Origin of the sequence: Glaciihabitans tibetensis (genome assembly GCF_003003265.1) — a bacterium.
In the GTDB taxonomy this organism is placed as follows: Bacteria; Actinomycetota; Actinomycetes; order Actinomycetales; family Microbacteriaceae; genus Glaciihabitans; species Glaciihabitans tibetensis.
Genome location: NZ_PVTL01000007.1, coordinates 56635 through 69684 on the forward strand (window position 1 = coordinate 56635; position 13050 = coordinate 69684).

At 63.3% G+C, this 13050-nt stretch carries 14 protein-coding genes, 1 tRNA gene and 1 pseudogene; 8 read left to right on the plus strand and 8 right to left on the minus strand.

What is annotated here, in order from left to right:
• Window positions 1-155: 155 nt before the first annotated feature.
• Window positions 156-611, minus strand: a complete 456-nt coding sequence (locus B0I08_RS13305) for a GNAT family N-acetyltransferase (RefSeq protein WP_106213649.1) — start codon at window positions 609-611, stop codon at window positions 156-158.
• A complete protein-coding gene (locus B0I08_RS13310) occupies window positions 608-1027 on the minus strand; it encodes a rhodanese-like domain-containing protein (protein ID WP_106213651.1) in 420 nt (139 codons plus the stop codon). The genes B0I08_RS13305 and B0I08_RS13310 overlap by 4 nt, the downstream gene beginning before the upstream one ends.
• A 93-nt stretch (window positions 1028-1120) precedes the next feature.
• Between B0I08_RS13310 and B0I08_RS13315 the strand changes: the two genes are divergently transcribed.
• On the plus strand, window positions 1121-1579 hold the full coding sequence (locus B0I08_RS13315) for an Lrp/AsnC family transcriptional regulator (protein WP_106213653.1): 459 nt from the start codon (window positions 1121-1123) through the stop codon (window positions 1577-1579).
• Between the two features lie 108 nt (window positions 1580-1687).
• Here the strand turns inward: B0I08_RS13315 and B0I08_RS18350 are convergent, their stop codons facing one another.
• Window positions 1688-2005, minus strand: coding sequence for a hypothetical protein (locus tag B0I08_RS18350; RefSeq protein WP_146134424.1), 318 nt, complete (start codon window positions 2003-2005; stop codon window positions 1688-1690).
• 781 nt (window positions 2006-2786) lie between these two features.
• Between B0I08_RS18350 and B0I08_RS13325 the strand changes: the two genes are divergently transcribed.
• Entirely contained in the window at window positions 2787-3017 is a 231-nt protein-coding gene (locus B0I08_RS13325) for a hypothetical protein (RefSeq protein ID WP_106213655.1), read from the plus strand.
• A gap of 322 nt (window positions 3018-3339) precedes the next feature.
• Here the strand turns inward: B0I08_RS13325 and B0I08_RS13335 are convergent, their stop codons facing one another.
• On the minus strand, window positions 3340-6855 hold the full coding sequence (locus tag B0I08_RS13335; RefSeq protein WP_106213659.1) for an RHS repeat-associated core domain-containing protein: 3516 nt from the start codon (window positions 6853-6855) through the stop codon (window positions 3340-3342).
• A 1048-nt stretch (window positions 6856-7903) separates the two neighbouring features.
• Here B0I08_RS13335 and B0I08_RS17920 point away from each other — a divergent pair.
• Window positions 7904-8143 (plus strand): annotated as a pseudogene (locus B0I08_RS17920) (tyrosine-type recombinase/integrase); the annotation flags it as partial.
• Between the two features lie 32 nt (window positions 8144-8175).
• Here the strand turns inward: B0I08_RS17920 and B0I08_RS13345 are convergent.
• The 3 genes from B0I08_RS13345 to msrB form a co-directional block, all read right to left on the minus strand.
• Window positions 8176-8253, minus strand: a tRNA-Thr gene (locus B0I08_RS13345).
• A 108-nt stretch (window positions 8254-8361) separates the two neighbouring features.
• Window positions 8362-8907 (minus strand): nitroreductase family protein, encoded by a 546-nt coding sequence (locus B0I08_RS13350; RefSeq protein ID WP_106213661.1) that lies wholly within the window; start codon window positions 8905-8907, stop codon window positions 8362-8364.
• Window positions 8904-9302 (minus strand): peptide-methionine (R)-S-oxide reductase MsrB, encoded by a 399-nt coding sequence (msrB, locus tag B0I08_RS13355; RefSeq protein WP_106213663.1) that lies wholly within the window; start codon window positions 9300-9302, stop codon window positions 8904-8906. Before msrB ends, B0I08_RS13350 begins: the two co-directional genes overlap by 4 nt.
• A 59-nt stretch (window positions 9303-9361) precedes the next feature.
• Here msrB and B0I08_RS13360 point away from each other — a divergent pair, with 59 nt between their 5' ends.
• The 5 genes from B0I08_RS13360 to B0I08_RS13380 all read left to right on the plus strand — a co-directional run bounded on the left by B0I08_RS13360 (window position 9362) and on the right by B0I08_RS13380 (window position 12779).
• Window positions 9362-9820 (plus strand): GNAT family N-acetyltransferase, encoded by a 459-nt coding sequence (locus tag B0I08_RS13360; protein WP_106213665.1) that lies wholly within the window; start codon window positions 9362-9364, stop codon window positions 9818-9820.
• Window positions 9821-9824: 4 nt separating this feature from the next.
• Complete coding sequence (locus B0I08_RS13365; RefSeq protein ID WP_106213667.1) at window positions 9825-10844, plus strand: DUF2332 domain-containing protein; 1020 nt, start codon at window positions 9825-9827, stop codon at window positions 10842-10844.
• A 515-nt stretch (window positions 10845-11359) separates the two neighbouring features.
• On the plus strand, window positions 11360-11827 hold the full coding sequence (locus B0I08_RS18320; RefSeq protein WP_106213669.1) for a DUF3263 domain-containing protein: 468 nt from the start codon (window positions 11360-11362) through the stop codon (window positions 11825-11827).
• A gap of 3 nt (window positions 11828-11830) precedes the next feature.
• A complete protein-coding gene (locus tag B0I08_RS13375) occupies window positions 11831-12382 on the plus strand; it encodes a LytR C-terminal domain-containing protein (RefSeq protein WP_106213671.1) in 552 nt (183 codons plus the stop codon).
• A gap of 193 nt (window positions 12383-12575) precedes the next feature.
• On the plus strand, window positions 12576-12779 hold the full coding sequence (locus B0I08_RS13380) for a cold-shock protein (RefSeq protein WP_106213673.1): 204 nt from the start codon (window positions 12576-12578) through the stop codon (window positions 12777-12779).
• A 49-nt stretch (window positions 12780-12828) separates the two neighbouring features.
• On the opposite strand, the gene B0I08_RS17830 is transcribed toward B0I08_RS13380, so the two are convergent.
• Window positions 12829-13050 (minus strand): hypothetical protein, encoded by a 222-nt coding sequence (locus B0I08_RS17830; protein WP_181243414.1) that lies wholly within the window; start codon window positions 13048-13050, stop codon window positions 12829-12831.

A 13050-nucleotide genomic window follows, 5' to 3' on the forward strand; every position in this document is an offset into this window, starting at 1 on the left:
CGTCTGTTTTAGAGCGGTATCTGTCATCACTGCCTCTACGGCCCCGCCTACTAGGGGGGAGCCCAAATAATCACCGTCAACCTCGCGACCGCATGAAACTCCATTGATGTCTTCGCGGGAGAGGACTCTGCCCACGATAATGATGTCCGCGGCTTCTAGACGGTGAGGGTGAACCGCTCCTTGGGCAGGTGGGCTGCGCCCAATTTTTCGTAGAACCGTGTCGCGGCGGAGTTCCACTCGGGTGTTTGCCACTGGAGTTCACGGTAACCGCGAGCGGCAGCGCTCGATGCGACCACGTCGATGAGCACGCGGCCGAGGCCTGCACCACGATGGGCCTCCGTGATGAAAAGGCAGTCGAGGTGCCCAAACCGCTCGCCCGTCCACGTCGCGATATCCGACGTCAGAGCGGCATAGCCGACCGGAATGCCATCGATCCGAGCAACGAAGATGGAGATGGATCCCTCGGCCGCTTGGCTAGCGATCATTCGCGCCCAGTCAGGTGGGAGCACAATGTCGCTGCGTTCGTAGGCAATGTGCTCTTGCACGAGCGTTCGAATGCTGGCGTAATCAAGCTCATCGGCCGCCACGTCGATCGTGGCAGTGTCGGTCACTTTGTGGGAGCGGTCAGCGGGTCGGTCGTGAGCCGGCCCCGTCCCGCGTCGCTCACGGTCGCTAAACCTTCGCGGGACCAGTACTCGAAGCCACCAATGAGTTCCTTTACGTTTGTGTAGCCGAGGTTCGCCAGAATGAGCGCACCACGGGTGCTGCCATTGCAGCCGGGACCCCAGCAATAGACGACAATCGCGGCGCTTACATCCGAGGCGACCTCCTGGATACGTGTTTCGAGCTCAGCATTGGGAATATGGATCGCGCCGGGAATGCGGCCTTGGCTCCATGAAGCAAGCGATCGGGTGTCGATAACGATAGGCGGCGTTCCCGACGCACGTGCTGCCGCGAGATCCGAGGGGTCTGTTTCGTAGGCCAGCTTGGCGGCGAAAAACGCGGCTGCGGAGAATGAAGTTGTCATACGTCTATAGAACACCGAGCGACTCGGATGCGGAACAGCACTTGAACGGCGATGATGCCGATTCGCGAGTGGATCCGCTGTAGATTGTGCGCTATGCCTTCGATTCCCCGGTTAGAACTCGATACCACCGATCACGCCATCATTGACTGCCTCCAAAAGGACGGGCGCACCAGTGTCGCGCATCTCGCTCGAGTGATCAACCTTTCGGCCAGCGCTACTTCCGACCGCGTGCGCCGCCTGACCGACGGCGGGGTGATCACCGGGTACTCGATCACCGTCGACTCCGAAGCCATGGGGTACAACGTCACCGCGTTCGTGCGGCTCGCTTACCCGACGGGTAACTACAAGCCATTCCACGACCTCGTCGACTCGCTCCCGGAGGTCATCGAGGCGCACCACGTCACCGGGGCCGACTGCTTCATCATCAAAGTTCTTGCGCGCTCCATGCGCGACCTTGAGCGCATCACCGGCCGACTCGCCACGCTCGGTGGCATCACAACCAGCGTGGTGTATTCAAGCCCCATCCCCTCCCGACACATCACCCCCGCATAACTGGCTCCTTCTCCCATTACTTCCTAGAAGACGGTTCGGGATCGGTTCGCGAGGGCGTAGAACTTTGCATCGTGGTCCCCGCGGGGTCCCCATTCGGTGATGTAGGGCTCAAGGGCGTCCCAGTTTGCGTATCGGCGAGCGGAGTTGGTTTTCCCGACGCCGGCAGATCCGTGGCAAATCCCAATCGTCTTCTCCTTGCGGACAGCGTTGGCGCACCACCACCAACGATCCCATCAAGTTGGTAAACATGACGGTAAACACATCACCCGCCTCGGGCGCTGAACCAGGGAGCCCGAGGGTTACCTGAAGCGCTCCGAACCCTTCAAAGAGAGCTGGTGCCGTGAACGGCAGCGCGAAGCCGGCAGTGACAATCAGATCGTAGAAAGCGGAGATGCGGACGTTACGTCGAACAGTCGAGGATGTCATTCCCCTACTGTTCGGCCTGCACCATAGTGCAAGGTCAAATCCATTGGCCGATGGTCGCTCGCGCATGATCGGACGCAGCGCGATGTTGTCGCTTCGACACCGCCCGCAAAGCAGTCGTGTTACGGACATCCGCTGTGCCACCAGCCCGAGTGCCCGCTCAAGGATCGTCTTACTGGGGGGGCGAACCGCCACTGAGCGATAACAGAACGCCGCCAGTTAGCGATCAACTCCACAGGACGCGTCGTTTCCACGCCAGTCCGGGAGTGTCGATCTGGTGGGGGAGTGGCCGGTTAATGATCCCCTATCGGACACACGTCGGCCCCAGCGTTTCGTAGCTGACAACGTGTACCCGGATTCATCCCTATGGTCGCGAGACGTAGTGATAAGACTTTTGCGTCAATGCTTCGTCGGCACAGATCTACCATTTCGCTCCAATGCGACCTCGCGTAGCCGAAGGGATGCGAGAAAGCGATTCGTGTTTTGCGGCCGCGGCTTCCGCCCTGAGGGAGAGCTGGGATGGTCCGCAAATCTTTTCGTCGTGCGCCTGAGCGGTGTGGGCTGGATTGGTGTCGCGGTGTTGGGTCCGGGATGATTGTTGCCCGAATTGTAATCATCCGGCCGCACAAATCGTAGGCGCGGTGGCAAGCCAACTCGTTGCGCTGACGTCGTGGCCCGTTGCCGAAGGCTTGTATCGGCGGTACGGTCGAACGCGCCGATTTGCAGATTTGGCGATTTTCCGCTAGGAGCAGTTTTTCTAGTATCGAAAAGAATGGAGTAATTCATGACCGAAGCAAAGAGTGCCGACCGCGAGCCCTCGAATGTCAGCGCGGCAACCGCTGTGCAACCGCGGGTAATTCCTCTTGAGGCCGATTTGGACCGGGCGATCAAGCCGTTCCAAGCGTCTGCAGGAAAAAAGTGTTATGTGATTTTCGACAAGGGGCCGCCAGCCGTATTGACTGAGGTCCCGTGCGACGACATCGTCATTGTCGATCAGAGGTTGAAGTTTGTTTGAACGAGGTTCAAGCAACCATAGGTGGCCTGCGGGCCTGAAGCTGTCGAGAGGATCTACATGATTCCGCGGGCGTCGCGGCGCTTGGTGATTGAGTCGACCACGCGCTCTCTGGGATCGGAAACAAGCTCTATCCACTAGTGAGTCTGTCGACAATGAAGTAGACAAGCAGGATTGTTGAGACCACAGTGAGCGTTATCCAAAGGGATATGCGGAGTGTGGGATGTTTCTTGCGCAGGCGCTCATCCCAAAAGAAGCTCGATATCATGACGCCGATAATGACTACTAGTAGCGCGACTGATAGCTGATCCACGTCGTTCACCTTTCATCCGCAATATGCGTCACTGTATCGCTGACTGACTAACGTGCCGAGTCCGAGTGAACCCGCAAGGACCGCGAAGGGCCCGGCGCCAAGGCCAGTTATCGCGGCTATTCCGCCAGCAACAGTTGCTCCGTATATGAAGACCTGCGCCTGGCCCCGTACTTGGGCGATTGCGATGCAATGTGCCGCAGCTACTCGGCCCCACCCCAGTGCAACCAGGTCAGAGACTGAAGGCAAGAGGCCGGATGGATCTTTGGCATTAACCGGGTTACAACCAGCATAAGCGTAGGGGTTCGCTTCTTGCCCGCTGGGGTCCATCTGGGTGAATCGGCCGGTGGTGGAGTCGTAGAAGCGTGCACCAAGTTTGTAGGTGGTGGCGTTTTCCAGGTAGCCGCCGATGTATCGCTGGGTGTTGTTGGTCAGACCAGCGTTCATGCTTTGTGCGCGGGTTTCACCGTAGGGGGAGTAGGAGTATCCGCCTTCATAGGCCCCAACGCTGTTGAACATGCCGACGACGCTGCCGAGGTGATCAGCGACGAAGTAGTACGGCGTGTTGCCTGCGTAGTAGGTGCTATGTGTGTATCCAACCGATGTGCCGGCTGGGGTGGTGCTGTATTTGTGTACCGAGCTGTCGGTGGTCATTGAATCCAGCCCGACCGCGCTATATGTGAATGCGCGGTTTGCAGCGGGGCCGTTTCCAGTCAGGCGGGTGGTGTTTCCTACGCCGGCATAGCTGTTGCTGTTAGTGGTTCCTCCGAGGACCGTGGTGAGGGTGTCGCCGAGGTCACCGTACGCGGCCGTCGCTCCGGTGAGGCCGTTGCGGGTTTGGTTGCCGGCTCCGTCGTAGGTCCAGGTGGTGGTTTGTCCGGTGGCCGAGGTGAGCTGTCCGGCAGTGTTGTAGGTGTACGCAATCGTCCCGGCCGCCGACCCGGTGCTGCCGGCGCGGACCTGTTGAGTGCGGTTGCCGGCTTTGTCATAGGCGTAAGTCCAGGACGCGGTGGTGGTGGTGCCCGATTTCTCAAGCGCGGAAACCACACGACTCAGTGAGTCGTAGCCGTAGGTGGTGATCGCTCCGGCGGTGATGCCCTGTTCCTTGAACGCGGTGCGGGTTTGGATCGTGGTCCGGTCGCCGGTAGCTCCGGTGGTTCCGGGTGCGGTGTAGGAGTATCCAATATCGACAGCGACAACACCGGTGGCGTCCTTCGCCGTGATCCGAGTGGGCCGACCCGCAGCGTCACGAGTGGTGTCGATGCGAGCACCACCCGGGAGTATTCGATTCGTTTCGGCGCCGTTTGCGTTGTAGGCGAAGGTTACGCAACCGGAGTTCGCTGCCGGGTTTCCGGTGGCGGGGCAGGTGCCGCCGGGTTGCTGAAGCTTCACCAGCTGGTTCGCAGCGTCGTAGGTGGAGGTACTAGTGCCGGAGACACTGGTGGCCAGGATGGTGATGTTCCCGACCAAGTCGTAGGTGTAGTTCTCCCATGAGGACTCCGGGCTTCCGGTGGGCGTTATCAGGTAGTGGTCCGCGAAGAGGGTTCGTCCCTGGCTGTCACTGCCATACATAACGCATTCGGCGTCGTAGTCGCAGATTGCCTCGAGGGTCCCGTCAGGGTTGTACCACTGCTCGAATAGGCGACCACCGTCGGAGGTGGTGGATGCCACCCGGTCGGCGGCGTCGTAGGCGTAGCTGGTGGTGTCTCCGTTGCCGTCGGTCACCGTCAGCGCTCGGCCGAGACCGTCATAGGTGTAGGTGGTTGCGCCGAGCGGTGCGGGTGGGGTGACGGTGGTGAGGTTGCCTTCAGCGTCGTACTGGTACGAGGTCACCCCGTTGATGCCGCTGGTCGAGGTACAAATCTGGCCAGCAAAGCCGCCGCATACGGTGCGGTTGACGGTGTCATAGGTGTACTTTGCGGTGACGGCGCCGGTGCCTCCGGTGGTGGTGTCTGCTGCCTGAGTGAGGTTCCCTGCAGCGTCATAGGTGAAGCCGGTGGTGTTGCCCGCGGCATCCTTAGAGCACTTCGCCAGGTAGGGGTTTCCGGTTCCTCCCGCGGGGCAGCCGGTTCCTTGCGCGTAGACCGCAGAGGCCGCCGCTCCCGTGGGGAGGGTGGCTCCCGTCTGGTTGCCGAGTGCGTCATAGCTCAGGGTGGTGACATTGCCGGGCGTAGAGGTAGAAGCAAACGCGTCGGTGCTGGTCGCAACATCGCTGTTCGCGGTCCAGGTCTGCGCGCGCTTGCGGCCGAGGGGGTCGGTGGCGGAAGTGATGCGTCCGGTGGTGTCGATCGCGAAGGTGGACTCGTTGTTGCGGGCGTCTTTCACCTTCGTGGATCCGGCAGCGTAAGTGAAGGTAGTCACGGCGTTCGGGCCGGCGGTAGTGCCGGTGCCGGTGGTGGTGGTCTGGGTGATCGAGGTGACCCGGTGGGTGGTGTTGTAGCCGAGGGTGATTGTCGGATCGGTGGCGTTTGCGCCGAGGGTGATGGTGGCCAGGCGTCCGGTGCTGTCGTAGGTGTACTGGTTTACTTCGCCGTCGGGTTTGGTGACCTTGATGAGCTGTCCGGCACTGTTTTGTTCGTAGCTGGTTTCCCGTCCGGCACTGTCCGCGATGCGCGTCCAGCGGGAACCGTCAGCACTGGCATACATATACAGCTGGCGGCCGGCAGTGTCAGTGGCGACCAGTGACACCTGACCGTCGTTGGGGTAGGAGTAGTCGAAGCCGATACCGTTTTTATCGAGGTCGGCCAGCAGCCAGCCGCTGGTGTTGAACAGCAGCTTCTCCCCGGTCGAGTTATAGGTCAGTGTGTAATAGGTGTCGTAGCTGTTCGCCGGGATTGTAGCGGCGCGGGTGAGGGTGGCGTCGAAGCCGGCGGCGGCAACGTATTTGGTGCCGTTCCAGGTGAATGTGACCCGGAAGCCGCTTGGGCCCCAGAACTCTTGTGTGGTGGGGGTTGCTGTCGCGGCTGGGCCGCGCAGGCCGATGCTTTCGGGGGAGAGGGACGAGGACCAGCCGCCGCCGAATTCACCGTCGAGGGCGGCGAGGCCGTTGTAGAACCGGTCGGAACGCAGCCCGATGCCGGGGGCGGCGATGGATTCATCTGCTGCGGTGATGAGCAGGTTCCCGTTGGCCAGGTTGACCTGCATCACGGTGTCGTCGGCCAGCTCGATCTTGTGGAACCCGAAATAGGGCAGTGAGCCCAGGCCGGGGGCAGCAACTGTAGTGCCGGCCGGTGCGCGATTCGCAGTCCCTCCGCTTGAACCGCCGGCAACACTGCCGGCCCGCAGCTCAGTGGGTGGCTCCCACGCTTCCTCCGGGACAACGGTGTCCGGTTTGGGGTTCCCGGCGGTGTCGGCCGCGGGCTCCCAGATCGGGTCGGTGTTCGCTCCGGTGTCTTTGAGATGTTCGGCGAGGATCGCCGCGATCTCAGCACGCCCATCCGGGGCGGCTGCCACCGCGGGTGCAGTTACGACCAGGCTGCTGGCAAGCAGCGCCGTAGTCAGGACAGTACCGAGTAACGCGGAGCGCTTCATTGGGATCCCCCGTGTGAGTAGGTCAGCTCACGTGAGTAATCCCCGTGAATGTGACCACACCCAACCACGTGAGCAAACCCCAGCACCAGCAAATCTTCTGGAAACTGTTGGGGCTTGCGAAGCGGAAAACAACAGGCGTATAAGACCGTTCCGGCGCCGGGATGCCGCGCAGGGAACGCCGCGAAAATCCCCATATCAGCACTTAGAACGCAGACGCGGGATGGCGAATGCGGCAGCGGAGCCGCCGCCACCGACCAGGGTGCTGAGCCGGCTTTACCGCCTAGCCCGGTGAAAGGCGTTTCTCTTGGAGCGGCGGATCGTATTTCACGGGGTGCCCGTTATGTGACTTGGTCAGCGTGGTCGTGCTGGAGGCCGGGGGAGTGGTCCCGGTATACGTCACGACGAACCGCTGCGGGCGGTCGCCTCAGTAATAGCTGGCCCTGCCGATCTGCAGAGCTCCCGGGACGTAGCCCGGGAAGAAAAGGATTGGGAGCCGCGGCGCGGCGCTGTTCTGAACGGGTTCTATCTGACCTTTTTGGCTGCCGATCGTAGCTCGCTGCGTTTCTGCATTGCGGGCTTTCGCGGCATATCCCGCTTCGCTTGCGGTATTCCACGACCCTCCATTTCGTCACTTCTCTCGCAATCGATTCATCTGCCAGAAGGCAAAGAAAACGGTTGTACGGGACAAACACAGATGGACATCACCGAGGACACCCACGCACAGCATCAGGCCGACTCCGACAGGTTCTACCGCCAGTTAGAACAGGCCGGCCCGGCACACATTTCCGCCATCGCTCAGGAAGGCACCCGCAGCGCGCAGCTGGACATCATCGTCCGCGACAGCGCCCAGTGGCGCCAGACCTACTCACAGAAAGACGCCGCGAACCGTGTCCACGGGGCGGCGAGGAATAGCGCAGAGCGTGACCGCGCCCGGTATGCCCGGTCGAAGCGACGCTATTACGTCACCGCGATTACCCGATCCCTGCTGCCCTCGCCGCGGAGCTGCCGTCGCGGGTGGTTTGACCAAGGCGCGGTTCGGATCGGACGACCGGGGCCCACCCCGCACGAGATGCGCCACACCGCTGCCAGCCTCGCGATCAGCGCCGGAGCAAACGTGAAAGCAGTCCAACGAGTGTTAGGTCACGCGTCGGCTTCGGTCACCCTTGATGTGTATTCGGACCTCTTCGACACTGATCTAGATGCAGTCTCCGCGGCGCTCGATGAGGCCATAGTGAAATCAAATGTTGCCATTCTGTTGCCAGAAGGAGCTTTGATTTCTAGGGACTAATCTACAACACCAGGTCTGACCAGCTACTTTCTTGGGGCCCCCTGTCGGATTCGAACCGACGACCCCCGCTTTACAAGAGCGGTGCTCTGGCCAGGCTGAGCTAAGGGGGCAAACGACCACTTAGATCCTAGCTTGACCAGAGCGCCACCGAATGCGCGCTGGCGTTGCAACTGCCGAGCGCGATGAGTGCAACCGCCGATACCAGCGCCCACAAGCGCCTACAGCTGCGAAAGCACAGACTCCGGATCGAACTTCGACTTCTTCTCCGGCTTGACCTTCTCCGGCAGCCCGCCGACGTAGAGCCAGCCGAAGAGGCGCTCGTTGTCGGCGAGGCCGTGCAGTTCGCGCACAGCGGGAGCATCCACGTGCGGACCGGTGCGCCACATCACTCCCCAGCCGGCGTCGTGCAACAGGAGACTGAGGGTGTGCGCGACACCAGCGGTCGCGACATCCTGCTCCCACGGCAACACCTTGTGACTGGGCTTGTTTACGGCGACCACAGCGATCAGCAGCGACGCGCGCAGCGGCTTCGACGCGAGCTTCTCGGCGTGGTGACCCTCGAGTCCGACTGCTTCGGCGAAAGCGGTGCCCAGGCGCGAGCGCGCATCATCCCGCAATTCAATAAGACGCCAGGGGCGCAGAGAACCGTAGTCCGCCACCGACGCCGCAGCCGCCACCAACGGCAGCAGCTCGGCGTGGGTGGGCGCATCGGAAGTCACCTTGGAATGGGACTTCCGCGCGGCCACGGCGTCGAGAAGGCTCACTCTTCCTTGAACTCGAGCGAGAGCGAGTTCATGCAGTACCGGTCGCCGGTGGGCGTCTGGTACGCGTCGTCGAAGAGGTGGCCGAGGTGCGATCCGCAGCTGCCACAGAGGATCTCGGTGCGCACCATGCCCAGTGACTTGTCGGTCTTTAGCTCGACGGCCTCCGGGTTGATTGCCTCGTAGAAGCTTGGCCAGCCGCTGCCGGACTCGAACTTCGCGCCGCTCTTGAACAGCTCGGCGTGGCAGGCGCCGCAGGTGTAGGTTCCGGGACGCTTCTCGTCGAGCAGCGCGCCCGACCACGGACGCTCGGTGGCGGCCTCACGCAGAATCTTGTACTGCACGGGTCCGAGCTCGGCAAGCCACTGCTCTTCGGTCTTCTCTACCTTGTACGTCATAGTGCCCTCCTCAGGGGTGGAACAGGGAAGGAGTCTTCCGCTCTATTAAACTCACGACCATGTCTGATTGTTCCGTTGTGACCAAGTCGTGGGGCGAACTCACAACTGATGAGCTGTATTCGTTCCTGAAGCTGCGAACGGATGTTTTTTACGTCGAACAGAAGGTGGATGACGAGGAGCTCGACAACCGCGACAGGGAAGAGTCCACCGAGCACTACTGGATCTCCGACGACGCAGGCACCGCCGCCTACCTCCGCGTGCTCGTCGATTCGACCGCCGAGCACCTCGACGCCCACCGCATCATCGGCCGGGTGGTGGTGCGCAGGGACCGCCGCGGCGAAGGACTCGCGCAGGCCCTGCTCCGCCAAGTGATCTCCACGCACGGCGGCGAAGCCATGCTGCTGCACGCTCAGGTCTACGCGGCGCCGCTCTACGCGAAGGCCGGCTTCGTGCCGTTCGGCGACGCGTACAGCGAAGCGGGCATCGCGCACCAGTCGATGTACCGCGCCGGCGAGTGAAGAAGTGAACGAGCACGCGGACGTTCCTTATATAGAGCAGTGGTACCGCCGCTTCGCCACCTCCAAGCTGGCGGGCCAGTCCGACCTCTACCGCAGCTGGGCGCTCGGTGTCGCCGACGACACGGAGCTGCTGCGCCTGCTCTGCGAGCTGCCCCGCGAGAAGCGCCAACCGCACCTCGTCTTCGCGGTGTCCCGGCTGCTCGGCGCGCCGGAGGGGGAGTACCGGCAGTGGCAGCAATGGATGCTCGCGCACTGGCCGCGGGTGCGCGCCGAGGCGCTCGTGCGCACCACCCAGACCAACGAACCCGGGCGCTGCGCCGCGATCCTCCCGCTCCTCGCCCAGATCGACGGCCCGATCGCGCTTCTCGAGGTGGGCACCTCCGCCGGGCTCTGCCTGTATCCCGACCGGTACAGCTACGACTACGTGGTCGACAGAGCGGCCGGGCCGGTGACGCTCCGGCTCGACCCGGCCGACGGTCCGAGCGAGGTGGTGCTGCGCTGCGAGGTGACCGGCAACGCCCCGCTGCCCACCGCGATGCCCGACATCGTCTGGCGCGCCGGAATCGACCTCGCACCCCTCGACGTCACCGACCCCGCCGACGTGCGCTGGCTGCAGATGCTGGTCGGACCCGAGCAGCAGGACCGCCGCGACCGCATCGCCGCAGCAGCACAGATCGTGCGCCAGGATCCGCCGCATTTGGTGGCGGGGGATGTCACGGCCGCGCTCGCCGCCGTGGCAACCAGCGCGCCAGCAGACGCAACCCTGGTGGTGCTCGTCGTGGGTGTGCTGGTCTACCTCGGCCCGCAGCAGCGCTCCGCGTTCACCGAAGCGCTCGCCGAACTCGCGGACTACGGCGCCCGCTGGATCTCGCTCGAGGACGCCCCGGTATTCCCTGCCATGGCCGAAGCCTTCGATGAGAACCCCGCCCCGCGCCCCGGCCTGTTTCCGCTCACCCTCGACGGTGACCCGGTCGCCTGGTGTTCCCCGCACGGCCAGAGCATCGCCTGGATCGCGGAGCCCTAACGCCGAGCGGATGCCGCGTGCCGCCAGCCACCCCGCCCCGAGGCATCCCACACTTCACGTCGATCCCGAACCACCCCACACCCCGACGGCGCGCCCCGTCGCCCTCGCTCCCTCGCGCCGCCTCACCTCCGCTGTCACCCCGCCGACCGGGCAGCAGTCGACGATGCTTCTCGCCCACCGGGCAGCAGTCGACTATCGCGCTTGCCCACAGGACAGCACCGCGCCTTCCGCGCCCAAAAGGGGGTCGATAGCTGGCCGGTCGGTTTCGCGACACTCCAGGTTGCTGTCCGTTGGGTTGACGGCACCGTAGGTTCCTGTCCGCTCGATGGTCGCGGCCTCCGGTGTAGTCGCAGGATCGAGCTCGCTGCGAAGCACGAAGTTCGCTGCAGGCGCTCTCTGGCGGCAGCGGCTCGTGACGCACCGGGCCCGGAGAGACAAATCGGCGCGCGGCGGGCACGTCATCCCGGACCCTCAGGCGGCCCGACTTAGGATTGCGGCGAGGAAGGGTCAGGAATATGCCGGTACGGCCGAATGCACCCAGCGCCGACCCACTCGACGCTGACTCGCACGACACCGACCCCGCGCCCGCGCCCGCCATCGATCCTGAGCCCGTCGCCACCGATCCACCCGCCACCCGCCCCGATTCTGATCCCGATCCCGACCCCGAACCCACCCCCGCAGCACAACCGCCGCTCCTCAGCGAGCGCGACCTGCGGGTGCTCGACTTCGAGCGGCGGTGGTGGCGTCATGCCGGCGCGAAGGAGGAGGCGATCCGCGCAGAGTTTGATCTTCCCGCTGCCCGGTACTATCAGTTGCTGAACGCCGTGATCGATCTCCCCGGCGCAACCCGAACCGACCCGATGCTCGTCAAGCGATTGCAGCGGGCCCGCGCCGAACGGTTGCAGGCGAGATCTGCCCGGGCGTTTACGACCCCCACGGGCAGGCAATCCAGCGGCCCTCCAAACTCGGAATCGAACGACTAAGACATGGCGAATTTCCCCAAGGACCGTTTCGATACGCTCCCGGACGATCTGGTACGCGTGGGTGCCCATCGCGCACCGAAGCGTGCGGGCGCGGGATGGATCACGTTCGCCTGGGCGGCCCTGGCGACCGGCGTGCTCGTGGGCGCCGGACTGATCGGTGTCGGCATCCTTGATTCGTCACTGTCCTTCACTGAGCCGACGTCCGAGGCGGCGCCGGGGGGCACCACGGTGCCGACCGCCGAGCCCGTCACCGATCCGGCGACCGTTGCCGATCGCGAGATCACCGTCACGGTGCTTAACGGCACGGCAACCGCCGGCCTGCAGGATGACGCGGCCACCGTGCTCGAAGACCAGGGCTGGACCATCGGATCGCAGGCCTCCTCGAGCGCCACCGACATCACGCAGACCATCGTCTACTACTCCGACGCCGCCAACGAAGACGTCGCTCGCGGCATCGTGCTCGCGATCGGTGTCGGCGACGTCCGGCTCAGCGACGCCTATCAGGGCGCCCCGGTGACGGTCGTCGTCGGGTCCGATTTCGTACCCGCCGGGTAGCAAAAAGCCCTTCCCGCGCCCCCTGCGTAACCGGCGTGTTTCCTAGGCGTTTAATCCGTGAGTATTTTTCCTACACGAGCGGTATTTTGGCCGTAAAGGGGGGTCCCTGCTCTGATCTGCTCGGCTAACATCTGGGATTGGTCGGCTCTGGCAACACCGCACGCGCCGCAGGAACACAGCAGGGGAGTAACAGATGGCGAATGGAACCGTGAAGTGGTTCAACGCTGAAAAGGGCTACGGTTTCATCACCGTCGAAGGCGGAGGACAGGACGTATTCGTTCACTACTCCGCCATCGATATGGGTGGATACAAAGTCCTCGAGGAGGGCCAGAACGTGATCTTCGAGGTCGGAACTGGCAGCAAAGGCCCACAGGCGGAGTCGGTGCGCCTGGCATAGTCCCGGCACCACGCCCACTCCACTAGCGCCGTCCACGTCGTGGGCGGCGCTAGTCTGTGTCCGGGAAGGCAAAAGTGAGCGATTTATCAATACCGAGGTCGAAGCGTTCTGCACGGTTGTCGGGGTGGGCAGCCGTGCTGGCTACCGTCGCGCTGACAGCAACGGCGTGCGCGCCCGCGACCACGCCTGTGGCGTCCACGTCGGCGACGAGCACCCCGACCGCGTCTGCCGCACCGGCGGCACCGGATCCTGTTTTTCTCGCGCCGCTCAC